This window comes from Sphaerospermopsis kisseleviana CS-549, assembly GCF_028329225.1.
In the GTDB taxonomy this organism is placed as follows: Bacteria; Cyanobacteriota; Cyanobacteriia; order Cyanobacteriales; family Nostocaceae; genus Sphaerospermopsis; species Sphaerospermopsis kisseleviana.
This window is the reverse complement of the sequence record NZ_JAQMTI010000084.1, coordinates 49,210-68,475: the sequence shown is the minus strand read 5'-3', so window position 1 is coordinate 68,475 and position 19,266 is coordinate 49,210. Positions and strand designations below refer to the sequence as shown.

At 35.4% G+C, this 19,266-nt stretch carries 18 protein-coding genes; 6 read left to right on the top strand and 12 right to left on the bottom strand.

The window, feature by feature from the left end; all coding sequences use genetic code 11:
- Positions 1–75 precede the first annotated feature (75 nt).
- From PN497_RS06380 to PN497_RS06370, 3 genes are all read right to left on the bottom strand, one after another.
- Complete coding sequence (locus PN497_RS06380) at positions 76–825, bottom strand: phycobilisome rod-core linker polypeptide (protein WP_096566547.1); 750 nt, start codon at positions 823–825, stop codon at positions 76–78.
- A gap of 811 nt (positions 826–1,636) precedes the next feature.
- Positions 1,637–2,380, bottom strand: a complete 744-nt coding sequence (locus PN497_RS06375) for a Uma2 family endonuclease (protein WP_096572606.1) — start codon at positions 2,378–2,380, stop codon at positions 1,637–1,639.
- Between the two features lie 173 nt (positions 2,381–2,553).
- A complete protein-coding gene (locus PN497_RS06370; protein WP_096566549.1) occupies positions 2,554–3,522 on the bottom strand; it encodes an ROK family protein in 969 nt (322 codons plus the stop codon).
- 506 nt (positions 3,523–4,028) lie between these two features.
- Here PN497_RS06370 and PN497_RS06365 point away from each other — a divergent pair.
- Both PN497_RS06365 and PN497_RS06360 read left to right on the top strand, forming a co-directional pair.
- On the top strand, positions 4,029–4,208 hold the full coding sequence (locus PN497_RS06365) for a hypothetical protein (protein WP_272109804.1): 180 nt from the start codon (positions 4,029–4,031) through the stop codon (positions 4,206–4,208).
- A gap of 319 nt (positions 4,209–4,527) precedes the next feature.
- On the top strand, positions 4,528–5,511 hold the full coding sequence (locus PN497_RS06360) for a sucrase ferredoxin (RefSeq protein ID WP_096566551.1): 984 nt from the start codon (positions 4,528–4,530) through the stop codon (positions 5,509–5,511).
- 116 nt (positions 5,512–5,627) lie between these two features.
- Here the strand turns inward: PN497_RS06360 and PN497_RS06355 are convergent, their stop codons facing one another.
- Both PN497_RS06355 and PN497_RS06350 read right to left on the bottom strand, forming a co-directional pair.
- The gene (locus PN497_RS06355; RefSeq protein WP_096566553.1) at positions 5,628–6,110 is read right to left on the bottom strand and encodes a DUF29 domain-containing protein; all 483 of its coding nucleotides are present in this window, start codon (positions 6,108–6,110) and stop codon (positions 5,628–5,630) included.
- 154 nt (positions 6,111–6,264) lie between these two features.
- Positions 6,265–7,131 carry a zinc metalloprotease HtpX gene (locus PN497_RS06350; RefSeq protein WP_096566555.1) on the bottom strand — a complete coding sequence of 289 codons (867 nt, stop codon included), beginning with the start codon at positions 7,129–7,131 and terminating at the stop codon, positions 6,265–6,267.
- A gap of 151 nt (positions 7,132–7,282) precedes the next feature.
- On the opposite strand from PN497_RS06350, the gene crcB reads away from it, so the two are divergent.
- Entirely contained in the window at positions 7,283–7,681 is a 399-nt protein-coding gene (gene crcB, locus PN497_RS06345; RefSeq protein WP_096566557.1) for a fluoride efflux transporter CrcB, read from the top strand.
- Between the two features lie 145 nt (positions 7,682–7,826).
- Here the strand turns inward: crcB and PN497_RS06340 are convergent, their stop codons facing one another.
- Positions 7,827–9,431 carry a peptide ligase PGM1-related protein gene (locus PN497_RS06340; protein ID WP_096566559.1) on the bottom strand — a complete coding sequence of 535 codons (1,605 nt, stop codon included), beginning with the start codon at positions 9,429–9,431 and terminating at the stop codon, positions 7,827–7,829.
- Between the two features lie 869 nt (positions 9,432–10,300).
- Between PN497_RS06340 and PN497_RS06335 the strand changes: the two genes are divergently transcribed.
- Positions 10,301–10,558: a hypothetical protein gene (locus PN497_RS06335; RefSeq protein ID WP_096566562.1), complete on the top strand. Its 258-nt coding sequence runs from the start codon at positions 10,301–10,303 to the stop codon at positions 10,556–10,558.
- A gap of 176 nt (positions 10,559–10,734) precedes the next feature.
- Here PN497_RS06335 and PN497_RS06330 read toward each other — a convergent pair whose 3' ends face one another.
- The 5 genes from PN497_RS06330 to PN497_RS06310 form a co-directional block, all read right to left on the bottom strand.
- Complete coding sequence (locus PN497_RS06330; RefSeq protein ID WP_096566564.1) at positions 10,735–12,282, bottom strand: mercuric reductase; 1,548 nt, start codon at positions 12,280–12,282, stop codon at positions 10,735–10,737.
- Between the two features lie 141 nt (positions 12,283–12,423).
- Positions 12,424–13,149: a TVP38/TMEM64 family protein gene (locus tag PN497_RS06325; protein ID WP_096566566.1), complete on the bottom strand. Its 726-nt coding sequence runs from the start codon at positions 13,147–13,149 to the stop codon at positions 12,424–12,426.
- A gap of 336 nt (positions 13,150–13,485) precedes the next feature.
- The gene (locus PN497_RS06320; RefSeq protein ID WP_096566569.1) at positions 13,486–14,685 is read right to left on the bottom strand and encodes a hypothetical protein; all 1,200 of its coding nucleotides are present in this window, start codon (positions 14,683–14,685) and stop codon (positions 13,486–13,488) included.
- 289 nt (positions 14,686–14,974) lie between these two features.
- On the bottom strand, positions 14,975–16,243 hold the full coding sequence (locus PN497_RS06315) for a proton extrusion protein PcxA (protein ID WP_096566571.1): 1,269 nt from the start codon (positions 16,241–16,243) through the stop codon (positions 14,975–14,977).
- 187 nt (positions 16,244–16,430) lie between these two features.
- Complete coding sequence (locus tag PN497_RS06310) at positions 16,431–17,522, bottom strand: nucleotidyltransferase domain-containing protein (protein WP_096566573.1); 1,092 nt, start codon at positions 17,520–17,522, stop codon at positions 16,431–16,433.
- Between the two features lie 385 nt (positions 17,523–17,907).
- Here PN497_RS06310 and rplU point away from each other — a divergent pair, with 385 nt between their 5' ends.
- Positions 17,908–18,315: a 50S ribosomal protein L21 gene (gene rplU / locus PN497_RS06305; RefSeq protein WP_096566575.1), complete on the top strand. Its 408-nt coding sequence runs from the start codon at positions 17,908–17,910 to the stop codon at positions 18,313–18,315.
- A 37-nt stretch (positions 18,316–18,352) separates the two neighbouring features.
- The gene (gene rpmA, locus PN497_RS06300; protein WP_096566577.1) at positions 18,353–18,631 is read left to right on the top strand and encodes a 50S ribosomal protein L27; all 279 of its coding nucleotides are present in this window, start codon (positions 18,353–18,355) and stop codon (positions 18,629–18,631) included.
- A 61-nt stretch (positions 18,632–18,692) separates the two neighbouring features.
- Here the strand turns inward: rpmA and PN497_RS06295 are convergent, their stop codons facing one another.
- The gene (locus PN497_RS06295; RefSeq protein WP_096566579.1) at positions 18,693–19,118 is read right to left on the bottom strand and encodes a hypothetical protein; all 426 of its coding nucleotides are present in this window, start codon (positions 19,116–19,118) and stop codon (positions 18,693–18,695) included.
- Positions 19,119–19,266 lie beyond the last annotated feature (148 nt).

Genomic DNA, 19,266 nt, shown 5'->3' with positions numbered 1-19,266 from the left:
TACCAATTACCAATTACCAATTACCAATTACCAATTACCAATTACCAATTACCAATTACCAATTGCATGGTAATATTACAAGCTAACTACACCATAATAGGAGAGAATTACATAAACTATGAATGCAAAAAAGACGAGATGTTCTATGAAAAAAAGAGGTGATGACATCAATAAAGAAACTGGATTGTAAGGAGGTTTGTGCTGCTTCCACCAATGTCCTACAGGTGCTTTAGCTTGGAAATATCCAAAGTTCTCTAGTTGTTGACGATGGTATTGATCATAACGAGGAAATTGGCTAAAAGGTAACTCTCCTCTACTATGTTGTGCAATAATTCTTCGACGTTGATAGGGAACAGTATTATCACCAAAATTGGTTTGATACTCCTCACTATTTAGCAGTGCATCAATGAATCCTTGTAAACCCTTAGTCCCAATCACAATAGACCAGGCCATTGTTTCTTGTTTACTGTAAACATTCCTGCCCAAAACTCGTTGTATACTCATTTCCACGAATCTATAATTGTTATTCGCGTTGTAGTTACGTAAGCGGAATGTTTCAGATAATAACAATCCCCGAATAAAATCCCTAACAGTAATACTTTTGTGTTTTAATTGGGATTCTAGGGCTAATTGACGGTTGCTAACTAGAATTTGTTGTTCGTTGAATATTTGACGATAAGCAGCCCAAATTAACTGATCAATTTCTGCTGTGTCTGGTGTTCCTTCTGTAGTGTAAATTCTTGGATATTCTTCTCCAGGAATTTCAAAACTTTTAACTCTTTGGTTTTGGCTGGATGGAGCGTATTTTAGTAGAGGAATAGTCATGGTGATCCTGTTGAAGTTGTAAAAATGAGGATTTCAGGATTTACGCAATAACTTTGATTTCTAAAGTTAGTTGGTATATCTGCACCTACCAACTTCTGTTAAATCTAAAAGTTAAAATTCTGATTCAATTTTGAAAATCATTGTCTACTTTTACAACTAAATAATTATTAAGAAATCAACGATGTCAGAAAAACTTAAATAATGAGGAGCATGGTTTTTTTCCTAACCACAAAGTAGCATAATCTCTCATTAGATGATCTTCTGTATCTAAAGTAGCTGTAAGATTGAGAAAGATGTTAATTACGTAAAAATTCAGGAGTCGTAGGGGCGAAGCATTCGGAAAATAACCTGTGATAAAAATTGATAATTGTTCGTCCGAATGCTTCGCCCTTGCAAGAAAATTGTGATAAAAATTGATAATTGTTCGTCCGAATGCTTCGCCCTTACAAGAAAATTGTGATAAAAATTGATAATTGTTCGTCCGAATGCTTCGCCCTTACAAGAAAATTGTGATAAAAATTGATAATTGTTCGCCCGAATGCTGATGCTTCCAGCACGCTTCGCGAACGCCCTTACAGGAGGCAGCAGGCAGAAAGTATAGGTTGAAATGTTTGATAAATCAGTAGATTATCAAATAGTGGTTTTGGGAGTACCCTGGAAAAAGCTGACTGCTAAAGGCTGATAGCTGAATGCTTACTTAATTACTGATTAAAAAATAAAAAATCCCCTACTTTTGGCAGTAGTCGGGGATTTAAGATTTTTGAATTTATGGTTAATTTATGTGAACAATGTGAACACATTTAAAACAAATTTAATCAGAAATGCCAGCATCTCGCAGACGTTTTTCTAATTCTTCAAGGCGTTTTAAGGCGGCTTCTTTAGCAAGTCGTTCTTGTTCTTTAGCAAGTCGTTCTTGTTGTACTAACTCAGAACCCCAAAGTAACAAATTACCATCTTGATCCCACCAGCGTAACCAGTAACCTTGACGGTTTTCACGCTTTCCTTGCCAAACACCTATAAATAGTTCCATTTCTGCTAACCAATAACGGTTATTATCATCAGGGGAACGTAATTTATAAGATCCAGTTTCCTGCAAATTATGTACTTCTAATTCTCCGGTTTCTGGTTGAAAAATGATGTAGTTAGGAACTTGTAAAACTTGTTCATAAAAAAACCATTTTCCTGGGGGATAGGTGCGTTTACTGGAATATTCACTTCCTTCTGTATCGGAAAGAAATTCCATTACCACTACAGGAATTTGCCCCTGTTTATGGGGGGTGTAGCTGCGTTGAATTTGCTCTCTAGGTACGTTAATTTGCGGCACGTAAGCCCAGTCAGGGGCTTTGATGACAAATTTGCCATTTACGGTGGCACAGATGCCATAATTAGTGGTAGCTAAAGCTGTGTCTGGCAGTTTACCAGCGAGTTCTAAACTTTCCGTTAATGCTGCTGCTAGACTCGGTTGGTTGACATTATCCACAGGTTCATCGTCTAAAATGAAGTCTTCGGGTAGGAGTTCCCAGGTGATATTGGTGGTGGAAGCACTTACAACCATAGGAAACATAAATAAGGGATTAAATTTTAGTATAGCGTGTGATTTATCTGACTGAATTTTAGATTTGAAATTGTGAATTTTGGCGTAAATAATTCAAAATTTCAAATTTAAATAACAGGTAAATAATAGGCGATCGCATTGGATAATCTGAAAATAATTACTTCACAAAATAATTACCTCATTACATCCAAACCTAAAGCTACCGCCCCCCACAATGGCGCATCATCTCCCAAAACCGCCCGCACTACTTCAAAATTCACTTCTGGTAAGGCGGTTTCCTGGGCTATTTTGCGTACAGTTGCCCAAAAACTATCCCCAGCTTTTGTCACTCCACCACCTAATACAAATCTTTGCGGGTTCATTAAGTTAGCAACATTACCAATACCTACACCTAGCGCCCAAGCAGCTTTGTATAATATCGCTTTTGCTAGTTCATCTCCATTTGATGCGGCTACACTGACTATTTGCCCGGTGATTAAGTTTAAATCATTACCTACTAACTGCCTCAGTATGTCACCTTTTGTACCTCCCCCAGAATTAGGCGGTTGTTTTTCCAAGAGTTCTTTGGCATTTTGGGCAATATAAGGACCAGATGCAAAACGTTCTACACATCCGCGTTTTCCACATAAGCATACTGGACCTGTGGGATCTACTACTATATGGCCAATTTCTCCGGCCATTCCTCCCGCACCTTGCCAGAGTTTATTGTTGAGTATCCAACCTCCGCCTACTCCTGTACTGATAGTTATATAAAATAAGCTGTCGTATCCCTGTCCTGCACCAAACCGATGTTCACCAATAGCAGCTACGTTAGCATCATTATCTATGCTGACTGGGGCATGATATTCTTCTTCTAGCAAGAGTTTGAGGGGAATGTTTTCCCAACCAGGGACATGATGGGAAAGTCTCACCATTCCTGTGTCTGCGTCTACTGGTCCACCAAAGCTAACACCAATGGCATCGGGTTTGCGTTGATCTAATACGGAATCAATGAGCGATCGCATAATTTCTATATCACTTAAAGCATCCGCATTTGCAGGTGAGAGTCTATTTTCATGACGCAACCATTCTCTAGAACCTGCTTCTACTGTCGCTGCTGCTAGTTTAGTTCCACCAAAATCAAGAGCTAATATTAATGCCATAATTGATAATTGATAAGTGGTAATTGGTAATTGGTAATTGGTGATAGAAAAACAGTTTGACTCATTACCGATTAACTATGACTATTCCCCATTATCTCGTTAATAAAATTTTGCAGTCGTGTATAGTGTGACCCTTTCCAATAAATTTGGATTTTAGATTTTAGATTTTGGATTTTGTATAGAAATATCTATTTTTTTATGATTGGCTATAGTTCTAAATGTGAAGATCATTTTTTACATTTTGTTTAAAAATACAAGTTCTTAAATAAACAGCAATATTTTGTAATATAACCTCTTGGTTATTTATGTGATTGAAAAATCTAATGAAAAATTTAATGATTATTATATTAAATCATGATTCGCTGGATGTAAGCTAGATATAATGAGAAAAATTAGCAAAAAATAAAGATTTGAGCAATTACTTGCTTTTTCATTTAAATTCTGTTACAGTTGATACATAAATTCAAAAATCAAGCATCATAAGACTTTCAGCATCTTTGTGTTTGATGAACAGCAAGTACAGCACCACGGGAGAAACAACAGATGAAAACTGCCATAACTTGCTAAAATTCTACCTTTGGGGTGATGACAGGCGCATTTTTACCATGCCCATTGCCATAGGCTTGCTCGGTTATATTTTTTTGTTGTTAGTTGAGAATATTTATCATTATGAAGACACTAACTGATACAATTCGACTTCTTGAAAGTAAAATTTTATATATAAACATAGATATACATAACTCAGCTACTGATGAAAATAAAGCACATTAAGATTTAAGCTATTTAATTCCGATTAAATCAATTTAAATCAATAGATGCTTAGTTTTGTAAAGAAAGGATTTATTAACCGGAAAAACTGGAAAAAACCAGAAGCTTATAAAGTGGCAAGATGTCTTAAATTGCTAAATCTATGAACATCAAAAAACACTGAAAGTAGTAGCTAGAGACACAATTTTACTGTTTATTTATCTTTGTCCATACAACAAATTCTTGGGAAAAAATGATATGAATAAGTTTTTTTGCTCAGACTACTCAAGACAAATAGGAGAAGAAATAATTGGTAGTGCAACCAACTACCAAACTTATATTTTAGTAGAATGTCCTACTCCTTGGATGTCAGAAGCATTTCAATCTAAATGGGTTCCTGATAATTTGCGGATTTTAGTTGCAGAAGTGCAGCGTAGTAAATTACCAATTCGGTTTTTGTTAATTGCTAATGATGACTCTCATAGAGTAAAAGAAACTACATTATTAATTTATCAAAAACAAGAAGGTTTAAGTCATGGCTACCGCAAACAAGAATTTAAATTACCAAATATTGAACAAGTAGCGGGAGTTGTACGGAAATGGTTATCCGGTGGAAATCCTGATTTTCAAGTAGAAAATAGCGTTACCAGAGATATTTTAATTTGTACACATGGTAGCCATGATCAATGTTGTGCCAGATATGGCAACCCTTTTTATTTTCATGCTAAAAATACTATTTCTGAATTGCAATTTGATCATGTGAGAATTTGGAGATCCAGCCATTTTGGCGGACATCGTTTTGCACCGACAGCTATAGATTTACCAGAAGCAAGATATTATGGTGTACTGAATCAAGAATCTTTCAGATCAATTTTAACTCGGACTGGTGATATTCAAATTTTGCATAAAGTTTATCGGGGTTGGGGAATTTTGCCCTATGTATTACAGGTTTTAGAAAGAGAAATGATTTTTAGTCAAGGATGGAATTGGTTTAATAATAAAGTAGCAGGTAAAATTTTAGAGCAAAGTATGGATAATAATACAATGTTAGCAGAGCTAACTTATGAAAATCCTGCTGGTTATCTTTATACTTACCAGGCTAAACTGGTGAAAGATGCGGTGAAAACGCGAGTTTTAAAAAGTTCTTGTCATGCAACACAAGAGTCATTGGTTGTGAAATATGCTGTAGATAATCTTGTGTTAGTTGAGAGGAAAGTGGCTAGTTATGCCAATAATTATTAGTGCAATAAGTTAGAAAGTAGGAATAAAAAAAGTTGATTTTGGTAGGGGTTTAGCATTGCTAAACCCCTATTTTTTGAATCAAAGGATTACGCATTTTACAACCAAGTTACAGACTTTTATATGTCACTTGCTATATCCCCATAAAAATCTTCATTTAATAACTGTTCTAACGTAAAAGGAAGATCAAGAGGATATTCTGATTCATCGGGTTTTCTCACTCCTAATTTAGCATTTTTGCTTTCTTTAATTGCCAGTTTGCGAGCATCGGCATAAGCTATAAAAATAACTTCATCCAGATAATTTTTAAAAGAAGGATTTTCTGCTAAAACTTTTGTGACTCGAAACCGATGTTCCGTAACAGAACTGTACCAACTTACTTTCATTATTTCAGGAGCATCAGCTTGAACAGTTAATTTGAGTAAGTGAGCAATTAAAATTGTTAAATTACTCAAAAATGACCGTTTTTCTGATTTACCCATATCTTCTAATTCTACAAGCAAATGTTCCCAATCAATATCATTAAAATTGTGTTTTTTAATTTGTTGAATGATGGTTTCTCGCCAAAGATTAAAATCTTGTTCATACAATTGATTGTTCATAATCATCTGGGGAAAGTGAACTCTTGTTTTAATTTAGTTGAAAAATATTGACTTGTAGTGTAAAAAAATCAAAATTGAATAAAATTCAACCAAAAATAGAATTAATAATTAAAATCTCACATCCCCGACTTCTTCAAGAAGTCGGGGATATAATCTAATAACTACCTGCCAACTCTCTTTCTATTTTCAGCAGTGCTTCTACACGGGCTTCTGTAGCAGGATGACTAGAAAACAAATTACCTAAAAATTGCCCAGAAATAGGATGAATAATTAATAATGGTTCAAAGGCTGGATTAGCATTTAAAGGCATTTGTCTAGCGGTTGCTTCTAGTCTTTGTAAAGCCTTAGCTAAAGCGCGGGGATTACCTGTTAATTTAGCAGCACCAGCATCAGCAGAAAATTCTCTAGTGCGGGAAATTGCTAATTGAATAATTGTGGCTGCTATAGGTGCAAGCATGACTGTTAATAGCACTCCTAGAGGATTACCACCCCTATTATTATCTCTAGAACCACCACCAAACCAAAGGCTATAACTTAACATTTGGGCGAGGAAAGATATCGCACCTGCGACAGTAGCAGCAACGGCTTGGGTGAGGGTATCACGATTAATAATGTGGGTGAGTTCGTGGGCAATTACGCCTTCTAATTCTTCCTCTGGTAAGATGTTTAAAATACCTTCGGTAACGGCAACAGCAGCGTGTTCTGGATCTCTGCCGGTAGCGAAAGCATTGGCAGTTTGTCCAGGAACAATGTACACTCCAGGCATGGGAATATTAGCACGGTTTGATAGTCTTTCCACCATGCGATAAAGTCCCGGTGCTTGGGCTTCGCTGACAGGTTGGGCGTTATAAACTGCTAAGGCAATTTTATCAGATTGATACCAAGAAAATAAGTTGGTAACTGCTGCTAAACCGATGCCGATCATTAAACCGCTAGTACCACCAATTACCCAATAACTAATGGCTATTAATAAGCCACTAAGGGCGGCTAATAAAGCAGCAGTTTTGAATTGATTTCCCATAGTAGTTTTCTCCTGTTAATCTGCATGATTTTGTTTAATTTGTACTAGATAATAGCTTTGGTTTAGCTATATTCTGATTGTATCGAGTTCAACTATGGTGTACAGTGATGAAAACCTCTCCCACCAGTACGGGTTTCACGCTGTAAATGCTATGTTACAAGATCCTAATTTGCGTCAAGCGTTAGCTGTGAGTTTAGGGGCGATCGCTGGTGCTTTAAGTCGATATTATTTAACATTATGGTTTGCATCCAGATTTGGTACAAGTTTTCCCTATGGTACGTTTTTTATTAATGTTAGCGGTTGTTTAGGAATGGGATTTTTTACAACTTTGGCAGTAGAAAAGGTAGCGATAATTTCCCCAGAATTACGTTTAATGATAGCTACTGGTTTTTTAGGTGCTTACACAACTTTTTCTACTTATGGTTTAGAATCTCTGGTTTTAATGCGTGGTGGTAATTTATTAACTACTGCTGGTTATTGGTTTGGTAGTGCGATTTTGGGAGTTTTTAGTGTGCAGTTAGGTGTAATTTTGGCTCGGTTTTTCAGGTAAGTTACGCGCTAAATTTTAAGATAGGGAATAGGGAATGGGGAATAAGGAATAAGGAATAGGGAATAGATATTTTTATCCTGACTCCTGACTCCTGACTCCTGACTCCTGACTCCTGACTCCTGACTCCTGACTCCTGACTCCTAAATTAATAACTAAAAGTATCCCCAGCAATGGGAAAAGCATAATCGGAAAATAGGTTATAACTATTATGTTCGTCACTGGTTTCTTGATCCAGAACTTTGACAACTTTGTTATAAATTTCTTCTGCTTGTTGGGGAGAATCTCCAATACTTGTTAATCCTAATTTGCCAAATTGAGACAGACAACCCATGAGATGAAATACTGTTCCTGTTTCAGTACCCGTATCAAAATGTAATCTATGATGGGCAATAATATCCATTAAATCATTAGGTAATAATCCCCGATATTGATCTTTTTGTAAGTTGTCTGTAGCGACGTAATATTTAGCTTTTCCTTGTTGACTATAAAATAAACCTGTGGACAAGTCATAGCGTCCGTTAGTTAATAATTTCAAAGTCATAAAAGGGTGAGTAGTTCCACCTTTGCGGAGGTTAATTTCTATTGCTTGAATATCCCATTTACCATTACCTTGATCAACTACGACAAAATCAACACCAAATCTTTCTAATGCTCCTTTTTCTGCTAGTTTTTTACCTACTTGTAAACCTAAAGTCTGTAATTGTACTCGATACTTTTCATCCGCAGGAAAACGACAACCAAGATAAATTTGTCCGTCTGGTCCGCCGAGAATTTGATCATGGGTGGAGAGTATTTCTACTTTTCCATCAGGTGTGATTCGTCCTTGAACACTAGGAGAAAATTTGATTTCACCTTCTACAAATGCTTCGACTATTGCGCCTAATTCTGGGATTCTTTGAGAAAAATTACCCCAAGTTTCTTGTGTAGCTTGAAAGCGCAAATTTGTAAAGTTATTACTGATTTTTTCTACTCTTTCACTGTGGGAACTTGTCCCTGGTGCAACATCTAGCAATGGACGCAAATCCAAAAGCGCGTTTCCTTCTCCAGAAATACCTTCATTTAGTTTCACAACCATCCGTTTTAATGTTGGTTGACTTTCCCATAAATTAGCTGCTGCTGTTGCTAAATCTTGATATTTCCAAACTAATTTACTACCATCTGGATGGGGTACATTGCTTTGATGAAAAATTTCTCTACTCCCGCTTTTTGTCCCCCAAATTTGTAAATCTGGTGCAGCAGCATACAAAGGAACATTCAATTTTAGTGATAATTCTGCTTCCCAAAATGTGGAATTGTAACAAGTCATAAAAGCTTTATCTAACCGCAAAGCTTGACGAATTCTTTCTATCAAACGCGGCCGTTCTAAGATTTTTTGACTGAGCGGTTTTAGGGAAGAATCATAAGTAGAAAGTAGTAATAAACGATGACGAGCATGGGAAAATGGTATTCCTGGTAGTAGTTGTAAATAGTAGTCAATAATGCTAGGGTGTAGTGGCATTGATGTTACATAAATTAACCTATTGCGGGGATTTCGCAACCGGATTAAAGAAAATAGCAATCTTTCTTCATAATGTTCGCACCCTGCTATTTTTTGCAGTTCCCGTTGATCGATACTTAAAGAAGGAACAATTAAAATATCCGCTTCACTGTTGTCAAATAATTCGCTAGTTTTCCAGCGATCGCGCAAAGTTAATTGTAAGTTACGAAACTTATCAATCTGCTCTAGCTCGGAAATATTCATTTTTACCATAACCCATACCCCACATTCGTACCAAAATATATCTCTCTTCAGTCTTTCTATCTCAGGTATATCCCAAGGAAGACATGAGATGATGCTTGTGTATGTATCTTTTTGTTAATTGAGTAAATAATTTGAAATGGTTATTTGAGTTATCTTCAGTTTAAATATTGTCACCAATGAGTTTTTAAATCTACTGATAAGGTATCAAATCTGTGAAATCACCCATATTCATCATCAGGCAAAATCCATAATTGACAATTAATGATAACTACATCTTAGGGTTGATAAAATTAACATTTTCTTTATTTCTTGGGAACGATAAACAACCAGGAGATAATAGTTAAATTAAGAGCAGATGTCAAGGATAAATCCTGCATCAACAGAGAGTTGTGTACTTGTTTTCAGTGGTTGGATTAAGAGCGTGTGAGATGTGAGGAGGAAGCTTAAAAATCCGCGCCCATTTGCCATAAATGAGCGCATTTTGCAAATATTAGTTTGCAAATATCCGGGGTATAAAAGTCTGAAATTGCCAAAGACTAGTGGGAGCGTAAGCAAAAAGTAAACCTTGGATCGATAATTTCCATCCAAGGTTTATTTTTAGTAATTGATAATTAACAATTGATAATTGATAATTGACAATTTTTTCATTGCCGGTTTTAAAATTATCTCTTTTTTCATTTCCAGGTAAGGAAGGAGAGGTAATTGTTAATTGTCCATTGTTGAATCACTCATCCCTAGATCCCCAACTTCTCCAAGAAGTCGGGGATCTATATTCTTTATATTCTTTATATTCTCCCTATTCTGCCATTAGAGGGATGATTTAAGCTGTCATGATTGATAATCTATCTAGATAAGATTGTATAATAATAACTAAATCTATGGTATCGCCAACACAATTACATGGTACAGAATTAGTAGATTGTGCTAGAGCAAATGCTAAACAAGGCATTAAAATTGCTGCTTATCAATGTGGATATGCTGATGATATTAAAACATTTGCTGAAGAATTACGCATAGCTTGTGAACTGATGAATTTAAAAGTTAAAGAATTGAATGAACTGATTACTGACCAGGATATGATTTTAAGAATGGGTACTGGTGAAATTATTGCTCCTGAAACAGAATCAGAACTTTAAAAAAGTTAGAAGTCGTAGGGGCGAAGCCTGCCTGTCGGCAGACAGGCATTCGGAAAATAGCCTGGTCAGAAAATTGATAATTTGTTGCCCGAATGCTTCGCCCTTGCAGGAGTCAGAAGTGAGAATAATTTTAATAACAGGAAAAAAATAGACGCTCCTGATTAAATTTCTACCTATCAAGAAAACTTAGTTAAAAATTTCAAAAGTCTTTTAGTTCTGGGTGTTAGTAGTGTACGACGATAAGCGTCTGCTGCTTTTTTAATTGCTTCCGCTTGAGTGGGGTAAGGATGAATTACATTGCTTAATTTACTTAAACCAATTTTATGAACAATAGCGGTAGTAAGTTCTGAAATCATTTCTCCTGCATGACTCGCAACAATGGTTGCACCGATAATTTCATCAGTTCCTTTTTTGTGGTAAATCTTTAAAAATCCCAATTCTTCACTATCAGTTATTGCTCGATCTACATGATTAAAATCAATTTTAATTGTCGCCACTTCTAAACCCATTTTTTCCGCTGCTTCTGCATACATTCCCACATGGGCAATTTCTGGATCGGTATATGTCACCCAAGGTATTACTAATTTACTGAGTTGAGAACGTCCTAAACCAAAAGGCGAAAACAGCGTATTTTTAATAACTATTCTAGCAGCAGCATCCGCCGCATGAGTAAATTTCCAATTCATACATATATCACCTGCTGCATAAATATTAGGGTTGGTAGTTTGTAGATAATCATTTACCTTGACACCATGCTTTTTGTCATACTCTACACCCACCGCTTCTAAATTCAAACCTTCCACATTTGGCGCTCTTCCTGCACCTACTAAAATTTCATTAACAGTTACAGAATCTCGATTTCCATTAGCTGAAAAATACAGCCGTTTGCCTTCCGTTACTGTCACCACTTCTTCTAACTGACAATTTAAAACTAATCTAATTCCTTCATCACTAAAAACTTTTTGTAAAATTTCCGCTGCTTCCCGATCTTCTTTATTTAAAATATGCGAACCTTTATGAAATAACGTCACTTCACAACCCAAACGCCGAAAAGCTTGCGCCAATTCACAACCAATAGGACCGCCACCAATTACCGCTAATTTATCTGGTTTTTGAATGAGAGAAAATACATTTTCATTAGTTAAAAATCCTGCCTCTTCAATACCTCTAATTTCTGGTTTAACTGCTCTTGCTCCTGTGGCAATTACCGCTTTTTTAAACTTCAGAATTTGTCCATCAACTGCTATAGTATTATTACTAGCAAATTTACCACTTCCTAAAAAAACATCTACTCCTAAATTTTTGAATCTTGCTGCTGAATCATGATGACTAATACCTGCTCTAATTTTACGTAATCTAGCCATAACTGTGGCAAAATCAACATCATAATTTTGGGAAATATTCACACCTAAATTTTTAGCTTTGCCAATTTCACCAACTACACGGGAAGAACGAATTAAAGCTTTAGATGGTACACAACCAACATTTAAACAATCTCCACCCATGAGATGTTTTTCAATTAATGCTACTTTTAAACCCAAACCTAAACCCGCAGCACCCGCAGCAACAACCAAACCCGCAGTACCCGCACCAATTACTACTAAATCATAACATTCCGCAGGTTGGGGATTTACCCAATTTTCAGGATGTACATTAGCTACCAATCTTTGATTATATTCATCCATTGGTAAAACTGTGATTCTTTCAAATTCTAAATTAGACATTAATATTGCCTCTAAAAATGTAGTATAAATTATCTTGTGATTGTCGTTTTAATTTAATCCGGTGTTGTATTTACAATACATATAGCCTTCAGAAAATTTTGTCAGTTGTGTATTTAACATTTTTGAAAAAATTATCAATTGTCAATTATCAATTATTTCTAAAGCTTTCTTAGCTATTTTAGTAACATAAATTGTGACAGCAACAGTGGCAATAAAACCGACAATTCTAATAACCCATGTGAGAGTAGAATTAGTAGGTTGATTTTCTGTTCCAATTAAAGCCAAATTACCAGCCAAAGAACCAATATAAACATACATAATTGTACCAGGAATCATCCCCACACAACCAAGAAAATAATCTTTAAGAGAAACAGCAGTAACTCCAAAAGCATAGTTTAATAAATTAAAAGGAAATATGGGAGAAAGTCGCGTTAACAACACTATTTTTAAACCTTCTCTCCCTACAGCGTTATCAATAGCAGCAAATTTTTTATTATCTGCAATTTTTTTAATCACCCAATTTCTCGCTAAATAACGTCCTATTAAAAATGCTGCTGTTGCACCTAAAGTAGCACCGATAAATACATAAACCGAACCCCAAAAAACATCAAATAAAACACCCGCACCTAAAGTTAAAATCGAACCTGGTAAAAAAGCAACAGTCGCCATAATATAGATAGCAATAAAAGCTATTGCTCCCACTGTACCAAGACTATCAATCCATTGTAAAGCATCTTTTAAAATAGCTTGGGGATTGAAAGCAGATATATTCACATTTTCCTGTGCAAAAACTACATCTGGTTGCAATATCAAAACAATAGTCAGTGCTAACAAATTTAATGCAACAGGTTTTAAAAATTGATACATAAAATTTATTTCAGTTTATTTCAGTTTTTTGATTTATTAGCCAGTGGCTTTGAGTATATTAACTATCATAATTATACAACAGATATTAAAAATTAGCAAGAAAAACTACATATATTTTTTAGGGTTTTAGCACTGCCATAGCGATATCAATTGATAATGGACAATTAACAATTGTCAATTATTTTAGGACTTACGCAAGATATGACTAAAAACCTTATTCTTGCGTAGGGGTAATTCATGAATTACCCCTACTTTCGTTCCCTTTTGCGTAAGTCCTGTATTTAATTTTTTTGTGTCTCTTTTTGACTACTTATAACTAAATGCTGGTAACTTTTTTCACTTCTTCACCAAAATATATGCAGTAGCATATTCTGGTAATTTGCGAATATACTGCCTAAATTCTGTTTGATTTTTAAAAATACCTGCCAGGTAATCTAATTGATGTAAATTGGGTAAAAATGCGCCGCCTGTATCTGCTATTACCCCCATTTGTAGGCGCTTACTTCCACCTTGATTATACTCCATCATAATAACTCTTCCCAAGCCAATGTTTAGCACATCTCCCGCAAAAGTTACACCAGGTTTAATGGAAATTTTCGCATCAATCTTATATCCATAACCTTTAATTGCATCAACTTGTCGAAAATACCAATAACGCTTTTGTGCTGTGGCTTTTAATCCTCTAACATAAGAAATTCCATTGTTTCTGTCTACATTAAAAAATGCCTTTGTTCCATCTGTAAAATTAATCAAAATTGTTCCCTGCATTAATGCTTCTTCCAAACCTTCACGGGTGAGATAAGCCAAAGGTTCGACTTTACCATATTCTTTACCACCTGGTTCATAAATCCCCGATAAAACATCTTGTTTTGTATATTTGGTGTAGAATTTATCACCAGCTAAATCGTTTTTTAAGCTATAAATTGGTATGTTATATTTAGCTGTTTTGGTATGAGAACCAGTATGGGTAAAAACAGCATATTTTGTAATTCTCAGTTGTTTTTGTCGGGGGTTTTCGGGATTATAAGCTGACCATTTAATCACACGAAAATTAGCATTGATAAAATTAGGATCTTGTAACCGAGTCGGGCGATTCTTGCTAATATCCTCCTCTAAAACAGTAATCATAAAATCTAAGGTTTTGCTCACGTCTTCGACTGTTACACCTTGACTTAATAGTAATCCATTCCGAGAAATATTGGGATCGTTTTCCTTGTAATCTTGAAAATATTTTCTCGTATTAGTGAGAACAGTTAATAAATCATTTTGATTGAAATTCACCTTAGCTGTTGGTAATTTCACAGGTTTTAAAATGTGTTTACCATTAACACTATATTTATATTTTTGCCATTCATCAATGACAGAATAAAATATAGATGTATCTTGTTTATTAGGTTGATTTTGTGTGGTTGTTTGTTGTGATATTAGTTGCTGAGTTTCTGATTGTGCATATATATTTTGATGCGTGAAAATAACTAGCAAGAAAGCAAAAATACCTGATAAAAGTTGGAATTTACGATTGAATAAGAGATTCATAAGCCTAATTCGGTAACTACACTTCTAAATTGATTTTTATCCTAGAGTTAATGCTGAATATTAACATTCAACTGTATGAATAATCACTTTTTTTTCAAAACCAAAGCAATTATTCACCTCAATTATTAGCAGAAAACTGGAGTTTATGCACTAAATCTTTTTATGTATTCATGAAAAATTGTTGGGAGCTTGATAAAATGACTAAGATCACCAAACTCAGATCATCCACAGATCACCCAGATACCCAACTTCTCAAAGAAGTCGGGGATCTTGACTTATGATTGATAAATTATTCATCCATTTCTTTTAATGTAGCTAATGCGGAAGGAGACAAGCGACTCAAATAACGGAATATCCAGTATTTAAATATAGTATTTAATATGACTGGAAATGTAGCAATAAACAAAAATATGGCATTTCTACTCGCTGGTAAACCTAAATGTTGAGCAACACCTTCTAAAAGAACTTCCCAACCATGTGGAGAGTGGAAACCAACGAATATATCTGTAATTAAAATAATTAAAAACGCCTTTGCACTGTCACTTAAACCGTAGACTATTTTATCTAGAAGTGACTGAATAAAAACAATATCTTTTTTGCTCAAAGCAATAACCATCGCAAAAGAAATTAGTGATATCACATCAGCAAATACATTACTGATAGCACTACTACTCTGATAGCGAAACTCTTCTGATATTTCGATAGCTTTGTTTTTTACTTCAGCTTTAATTTTTTCTGGTGAAAGTTCTGGTGCTTGACGAAGTAGTCTTTCAAATTGCAATTTTCTCTCAAAACTCTTTAATTCATTCAGTGCTTTTTCCTCCATTTCTGAGTTCAAAAAAATTGTTGGTGTATTTTCAGAGTGAAAATACTGTAATATCGGTTTTAATAATAATTGTTTAGAAAAATGTTGCGTTAAAAGTGGTATAATAATCAGCAGTAATAAAAATCTCACTGCCCTCCTTGTTCTCGTTCTAGAAGTTCGATAATTTCTAACAAACTCTTCTTCTGCTGTTGGTGTAAAATCCTTGGCAATTTTATTAAATGTTCTACCAATTGATCTGGGAAATATACCTTTCTTTTGAGTTACAGATGGTTCTTTAATAATCTCAGTTTCTTCTGAATTTGCCTGATTGGTAACAGTTTTAAGTTCAAGATTAATGCTTAACGGTTCTGTAATTGCTTCATCTTGTTTGCTATACTTAGATATCGTTTCATCAATAAACTTGAGTTTTTCTAATAAATTTGAATCAGTAGTATCAGCAATGGTAAAACCTAATTGAAATTCTGCTAGTCTGACTTTAATAATAGTCAAATTTCTATTTAAATCTCCTCGCCAAAAAGCCATCACGTTGGCACTATAATTACCTGATTCGGCAGAAATTTTTTTACCTCCAAATTGCTCAATTTCAATTTTTTGAATAGCTTGAGCAGCTTGATAAGCTTCTAAAATAGCTCTTTCTGGAGTTGTGAAAAACCAATGATTAAATGAATCCCAGGATGCTATAATTTTTTGGCTGATTAATCTGGTATTACGACTAAAAAATGATCCTTTCATTGCTGATTATTTACAGGTTTAACAATTTTATATTTTATTTTAATTCAAATTGTCAGCATTTTGCTAGAACACCGATTCATTAATCGTAAGGGCGAAGCATTCGGGCGATAACCTATCGCTGAAACCAGTTCATATTCCGTCCGATGCTTCGCCCCTACAAGGTAAAACAGAACACTGAATACTCCCTTTATTCCCATCCCTGCATTTCTACTAATTCCATACATAAATCATTAATTTGCTCTAAATCAGGTTTATGTGGTAAAGTTGATTGTTGATAAAAAATATCCATTTGAGCAACTAAATCTTCTGCCATTTTCATCAACTCTTCATAAGTATATTCTCCTCTAAGAATAGCTTTTAAATCATCAACATCACCCGCAATTCTTCTATCTACAATTACTTCTCCTCTCTGCAAAATTTCTAAACCACTACGCAGTAATCTAATACAGTGCATTCCGTGTTTTAAATCATAACCTGAATTTCTTTCCATTTCTGCTCTAGCGGGATTTCTATTTTGCTGCCAGGATATATAAGCTTTCCATTCTCTTAACGCAATTTGGTAACTTTGACTTTTTTGCAATAAGCGAATAAAATCTTTACGTCCATGAGTTAAATTTTGAGTATATGCCAAAGTTTCATCATTTAAAGCATATTGTTTTAATATTCCTTTAAAATCAATATCTGCTGTCAGCAATTTATATAATTGCTCTGATTCTTCTAAAAATTCTATCTTGCCACGAATTAATAAATAAAGATATTCTAAAAAAGCATTGAGTTCATCTTTGCTCAATGGTGCTTCATCTTCGATACCAAAATCCGAGGGGATGGGTTTTTTCCCCGGTGGATTTAATAACCATTTGCGATGAGTTTCCATTTTTTTGATTTGTGCGAAAGCATAACCAGAATAAGTATGTTTAACTTTTTTGCTCAAAAATATTTTTCTATGGTTAATTAAATGTTGTCCCACATCTGTTAAGATAGGATAGGTGGGCAACCATAGTAATTCTAAAACATTAGGATTTGCACCTGCTAATAAATGTAATACTTTCCTTAATTCATAAATAACTGTATCTTGATTACTATCTATAAACGGAAATATTCCTGGTTCATCCCAACCACTATCTTTTTGTTCTATGCTATCAAACCCTAAATAGTAACGTTTAGGTGCAATAAATACACCCCGATAATCATAATCTGAATCAGGGCGATTTAAACCATATCCGTGACTACCTGCTAAACCAATAAAAATTGTTCTTTGTTCAACTTCGATTCTTTGCATAAATCCTGATATCATTGTTTAATGATTTGTAGAAATCTAATTGTATGAATTTTCTAGGTAAAAGTATTGACGAGGATTTTGGATTTATTTGGATTTATTAAACGCTAAACTGTATTATATCCACAGGGCAAAAATAGGGCAAAAAAATCTGCCAAAATCTAACCATTGCCCAAATGGGTCATCAAGTCCAACTTTTCAGCCAAATTTATGATCATTTTTTTAAAAGCTTGACACAATAACATAGATTAAGATACAATATTAGATTGTCTGTCTTATTCCTGCTCGGATCAGGTAGACACACTGCAAAAGCTGGCAAGAGCTATAAATCAAGTCTCTACAAGAGATGGAAGCCAGCTACCTGTACGGCAACTTCAAGGACAATTTCATGACCTACGCAATTATTGAAACTGGTGGCAAACAAGTAAAAGTCGAAGCAGGTCGTTTTTACGACATTGAACTGCTGAGTGCCGAACCAGATGAAAAAGTGACAATAGACGCAGTATTACTGGTGCAGCACGAGGGCGGAGTCTCTATCGGACAGCCACGAGTAGCAGGTGCGACTGTAGAGGGGACCGTAATGCGACACTTGAGAGGTCGTAAAGTCCTGGTTTATAAAATGAAACCCAAGAAGAAAACCCGCAAAAAACGGGGACATCGCCAGGAAATTACCAGACTTTTGATTAACTCCATCAACCTCAATGGTGAAGTTTTGGCGCACGCAGAAGCACCAACTACCCCAGAATCTCCTAATCTGGTAGATAGCACACCTGCTGAAGAAGCTGCTGCTGAATAATAAACAGAAGTAGATAAATTAAAGAGAAGAGGAAATCATGGCTCATAAGAAAGGAACAGGTAGTACACGCAACGGTCGTGACTCTAATGCTCAACGTCTGGGTGTAAAGCGTTTTGGTGGTCAAACTGTGCTTGCAGGAAATATTCTTGTCCGTCAGCGCGGTACTAAGTTTCACCCTGGTAACAATGTCGGTATTGGCAGTGATGATACTTTATTTGCCTTAGTTGATGGCGTTGTTACCTTTGAAAGAAAAGGCAAAAGCCGCAAAAAAGTCAGCGTTTATCCCGCGATCGCTGCTGAAGCGGTAGCAAGTTAAGTCTTAGGGAACAGGGAACAGGAGAGAAAAATTAATAACTCCTGCCTCCTGCCTCCTAAATTCAAATAAACCTGTGTAATAAAGCACCTGCGCCTAAACCAGAGAGTGCAAATATAGATGTCAGCCAAAAACCTAGACCTTCTTTGAACCCAGCCGACTGAAAGTCTATCTTGGCTAAGATAGTCGCTGAGAGGATAAGTAAAAGATCAAGAAATATGCGAAACCAAGCGAGCATTAAAAAGAATAGAAAAGCTGCTAAAACGGTGATACCAAAATTCCTGATATTAGATTTGGACAATATACTGTAATACTGTACCATTTTAGACCAGGGAGTTGTCAAGCTGGCTAGTAATACCAAGATACCAAATACAACTATTAACCACACAAACAAAGTGGGTTTGGTTTCTGATATCACCCAGCCTAACGCACTATAACTTAGAAGTAATAGTGTGAGGGAAAACCAGGGAATTCTTTGCAAGTTTGACATAAAGGTGACTGGGGACTGGGGACTGGGGACACTTCGACAAGCTCAGTGCATCGCTGGGGACTGGGAACAGGTAAAGAATTTTCCTATCTCCCGACTTCTGGGTATTTATACTTTTTTGAGCATGAAACCAAATGAACTTTCAATGTTC

Coding starts and splice junctions, on each gene's coding strand:
- PN497_RS06380 (WP_096566547.1), bottom strand. CDS start 825: ATGACTATTCCTCTACTAAAATACGCTCCATCCAGCCAAAACCAAAGA.
- PN497_RS06375 (WP_096572606.1), bottom strand. CDS start 2,380: ATGGTTGTAAGTGCTTCCACCACCAATATCACCTGGGAACTCCTACCC.
- PN497_RS06370 (WP_096566549.1), bottom strand. CDS start 3,522: ATGGCATTAATATTAGCTCTTGATTTTGGTGGAACTAAACTAGCAGCA.
- PN497_RS06365 (WP_272109804.1), top strand. CDS start 4,029: ATGAACAGCAAGTACAGCACCACGGGAGAAACAACAGATGAAAACTGC.
- PN497_RS06360 (WP_096566551.1), top strand. CDS start 4,528: ATGAATAAGTTTTTTTGCTCAGACTACTCAAGACAAATAGGAGAAGAA.
- PN497_RS06355 (WP_096566553.1), bottom strand. CDS start 6,110: ATGAACAATCAATTGTATGAACAAGATTTTAATCTTTGGCGAGAAACC.
- PN497_RS06350 (WP_096566555.1), bottom strand. CDS start 7,131: ATGGGAAATCAATTCAAAACTGCTGCTTTATTAGCCGCCCTTAGTGGC.
- crcB (WP_096566557.1), top strand. CDS start 7,283: ATGTTACAAGATCCTAATTTGCGTCAAGCGTTAGCTGTGAGTTTAGGG.
- PN497_RS06340 (WP_096566559.1), bottom strand. CDS start 9,431: ATGGTAAAAATGAATATTTCCGAGCTAGAGCAGATTGATAAGTTTCGT.
- PN497_RS06335 (WP_096566562.1), top strand. CDS start 10,301: ATGGTATCGCCAACACAATTACATGGTACAGAATTAGTAGATTGTGCT.
- PN497_RS06330 (WP_096566564.1), bottom strand. CDS start 12,282: ATGTCTAATTTAGAATTTGAAAGAATCACAGTTTTACCAATGGATGAA.
- PN497_RS06325 (WP_096566566.1), bottom strand. CDS start 13,149: ATGTATCAATTTTTAAAACCTGTTGCATTAAATTTGTTAGCACTGACT.
- PN497_RS06320 (WP_096566569.1), bottom strand. CDS start 14,685: ATGAATCTCTTATTCAATCGTAAATTCCAACTTTTATCAGGTATTTTT.
- PN497_RS06315 (WP_096566571.1), bottom strand. CDS start 16,243: ATGAAAGGATCATTTTTTAGTCGTAATACCAGATTAATCAGCCAAAAA.
- PN497_RS06310 (WP_096566573.1), bottom strand. CDS start 17,522: ATGCAAAGAATCGAAGTTGAACAAAGAACAATTTTTATTGGTTTAGCA.
- rplU (WP_096566575.1), top strand. CDS start 17,908: ATGACCTACGCAATTATTGAAACTGGTGGCAAACAAGTAAAAGTCGAA.
- rpmA (WP_096566577.1), top strand. CDS start 18,353: ATGGCTCATAAGAAAGGAACAGGTAGTACACGCAACGGTCGTGACTCT.
- PN497_RS06295 (WP_096566579.1), bottom strand. CDS start 19,118: ATGTCAAACTTGCAAAGAATTCCCTGGTTTTCCCTCACACTATTACTT.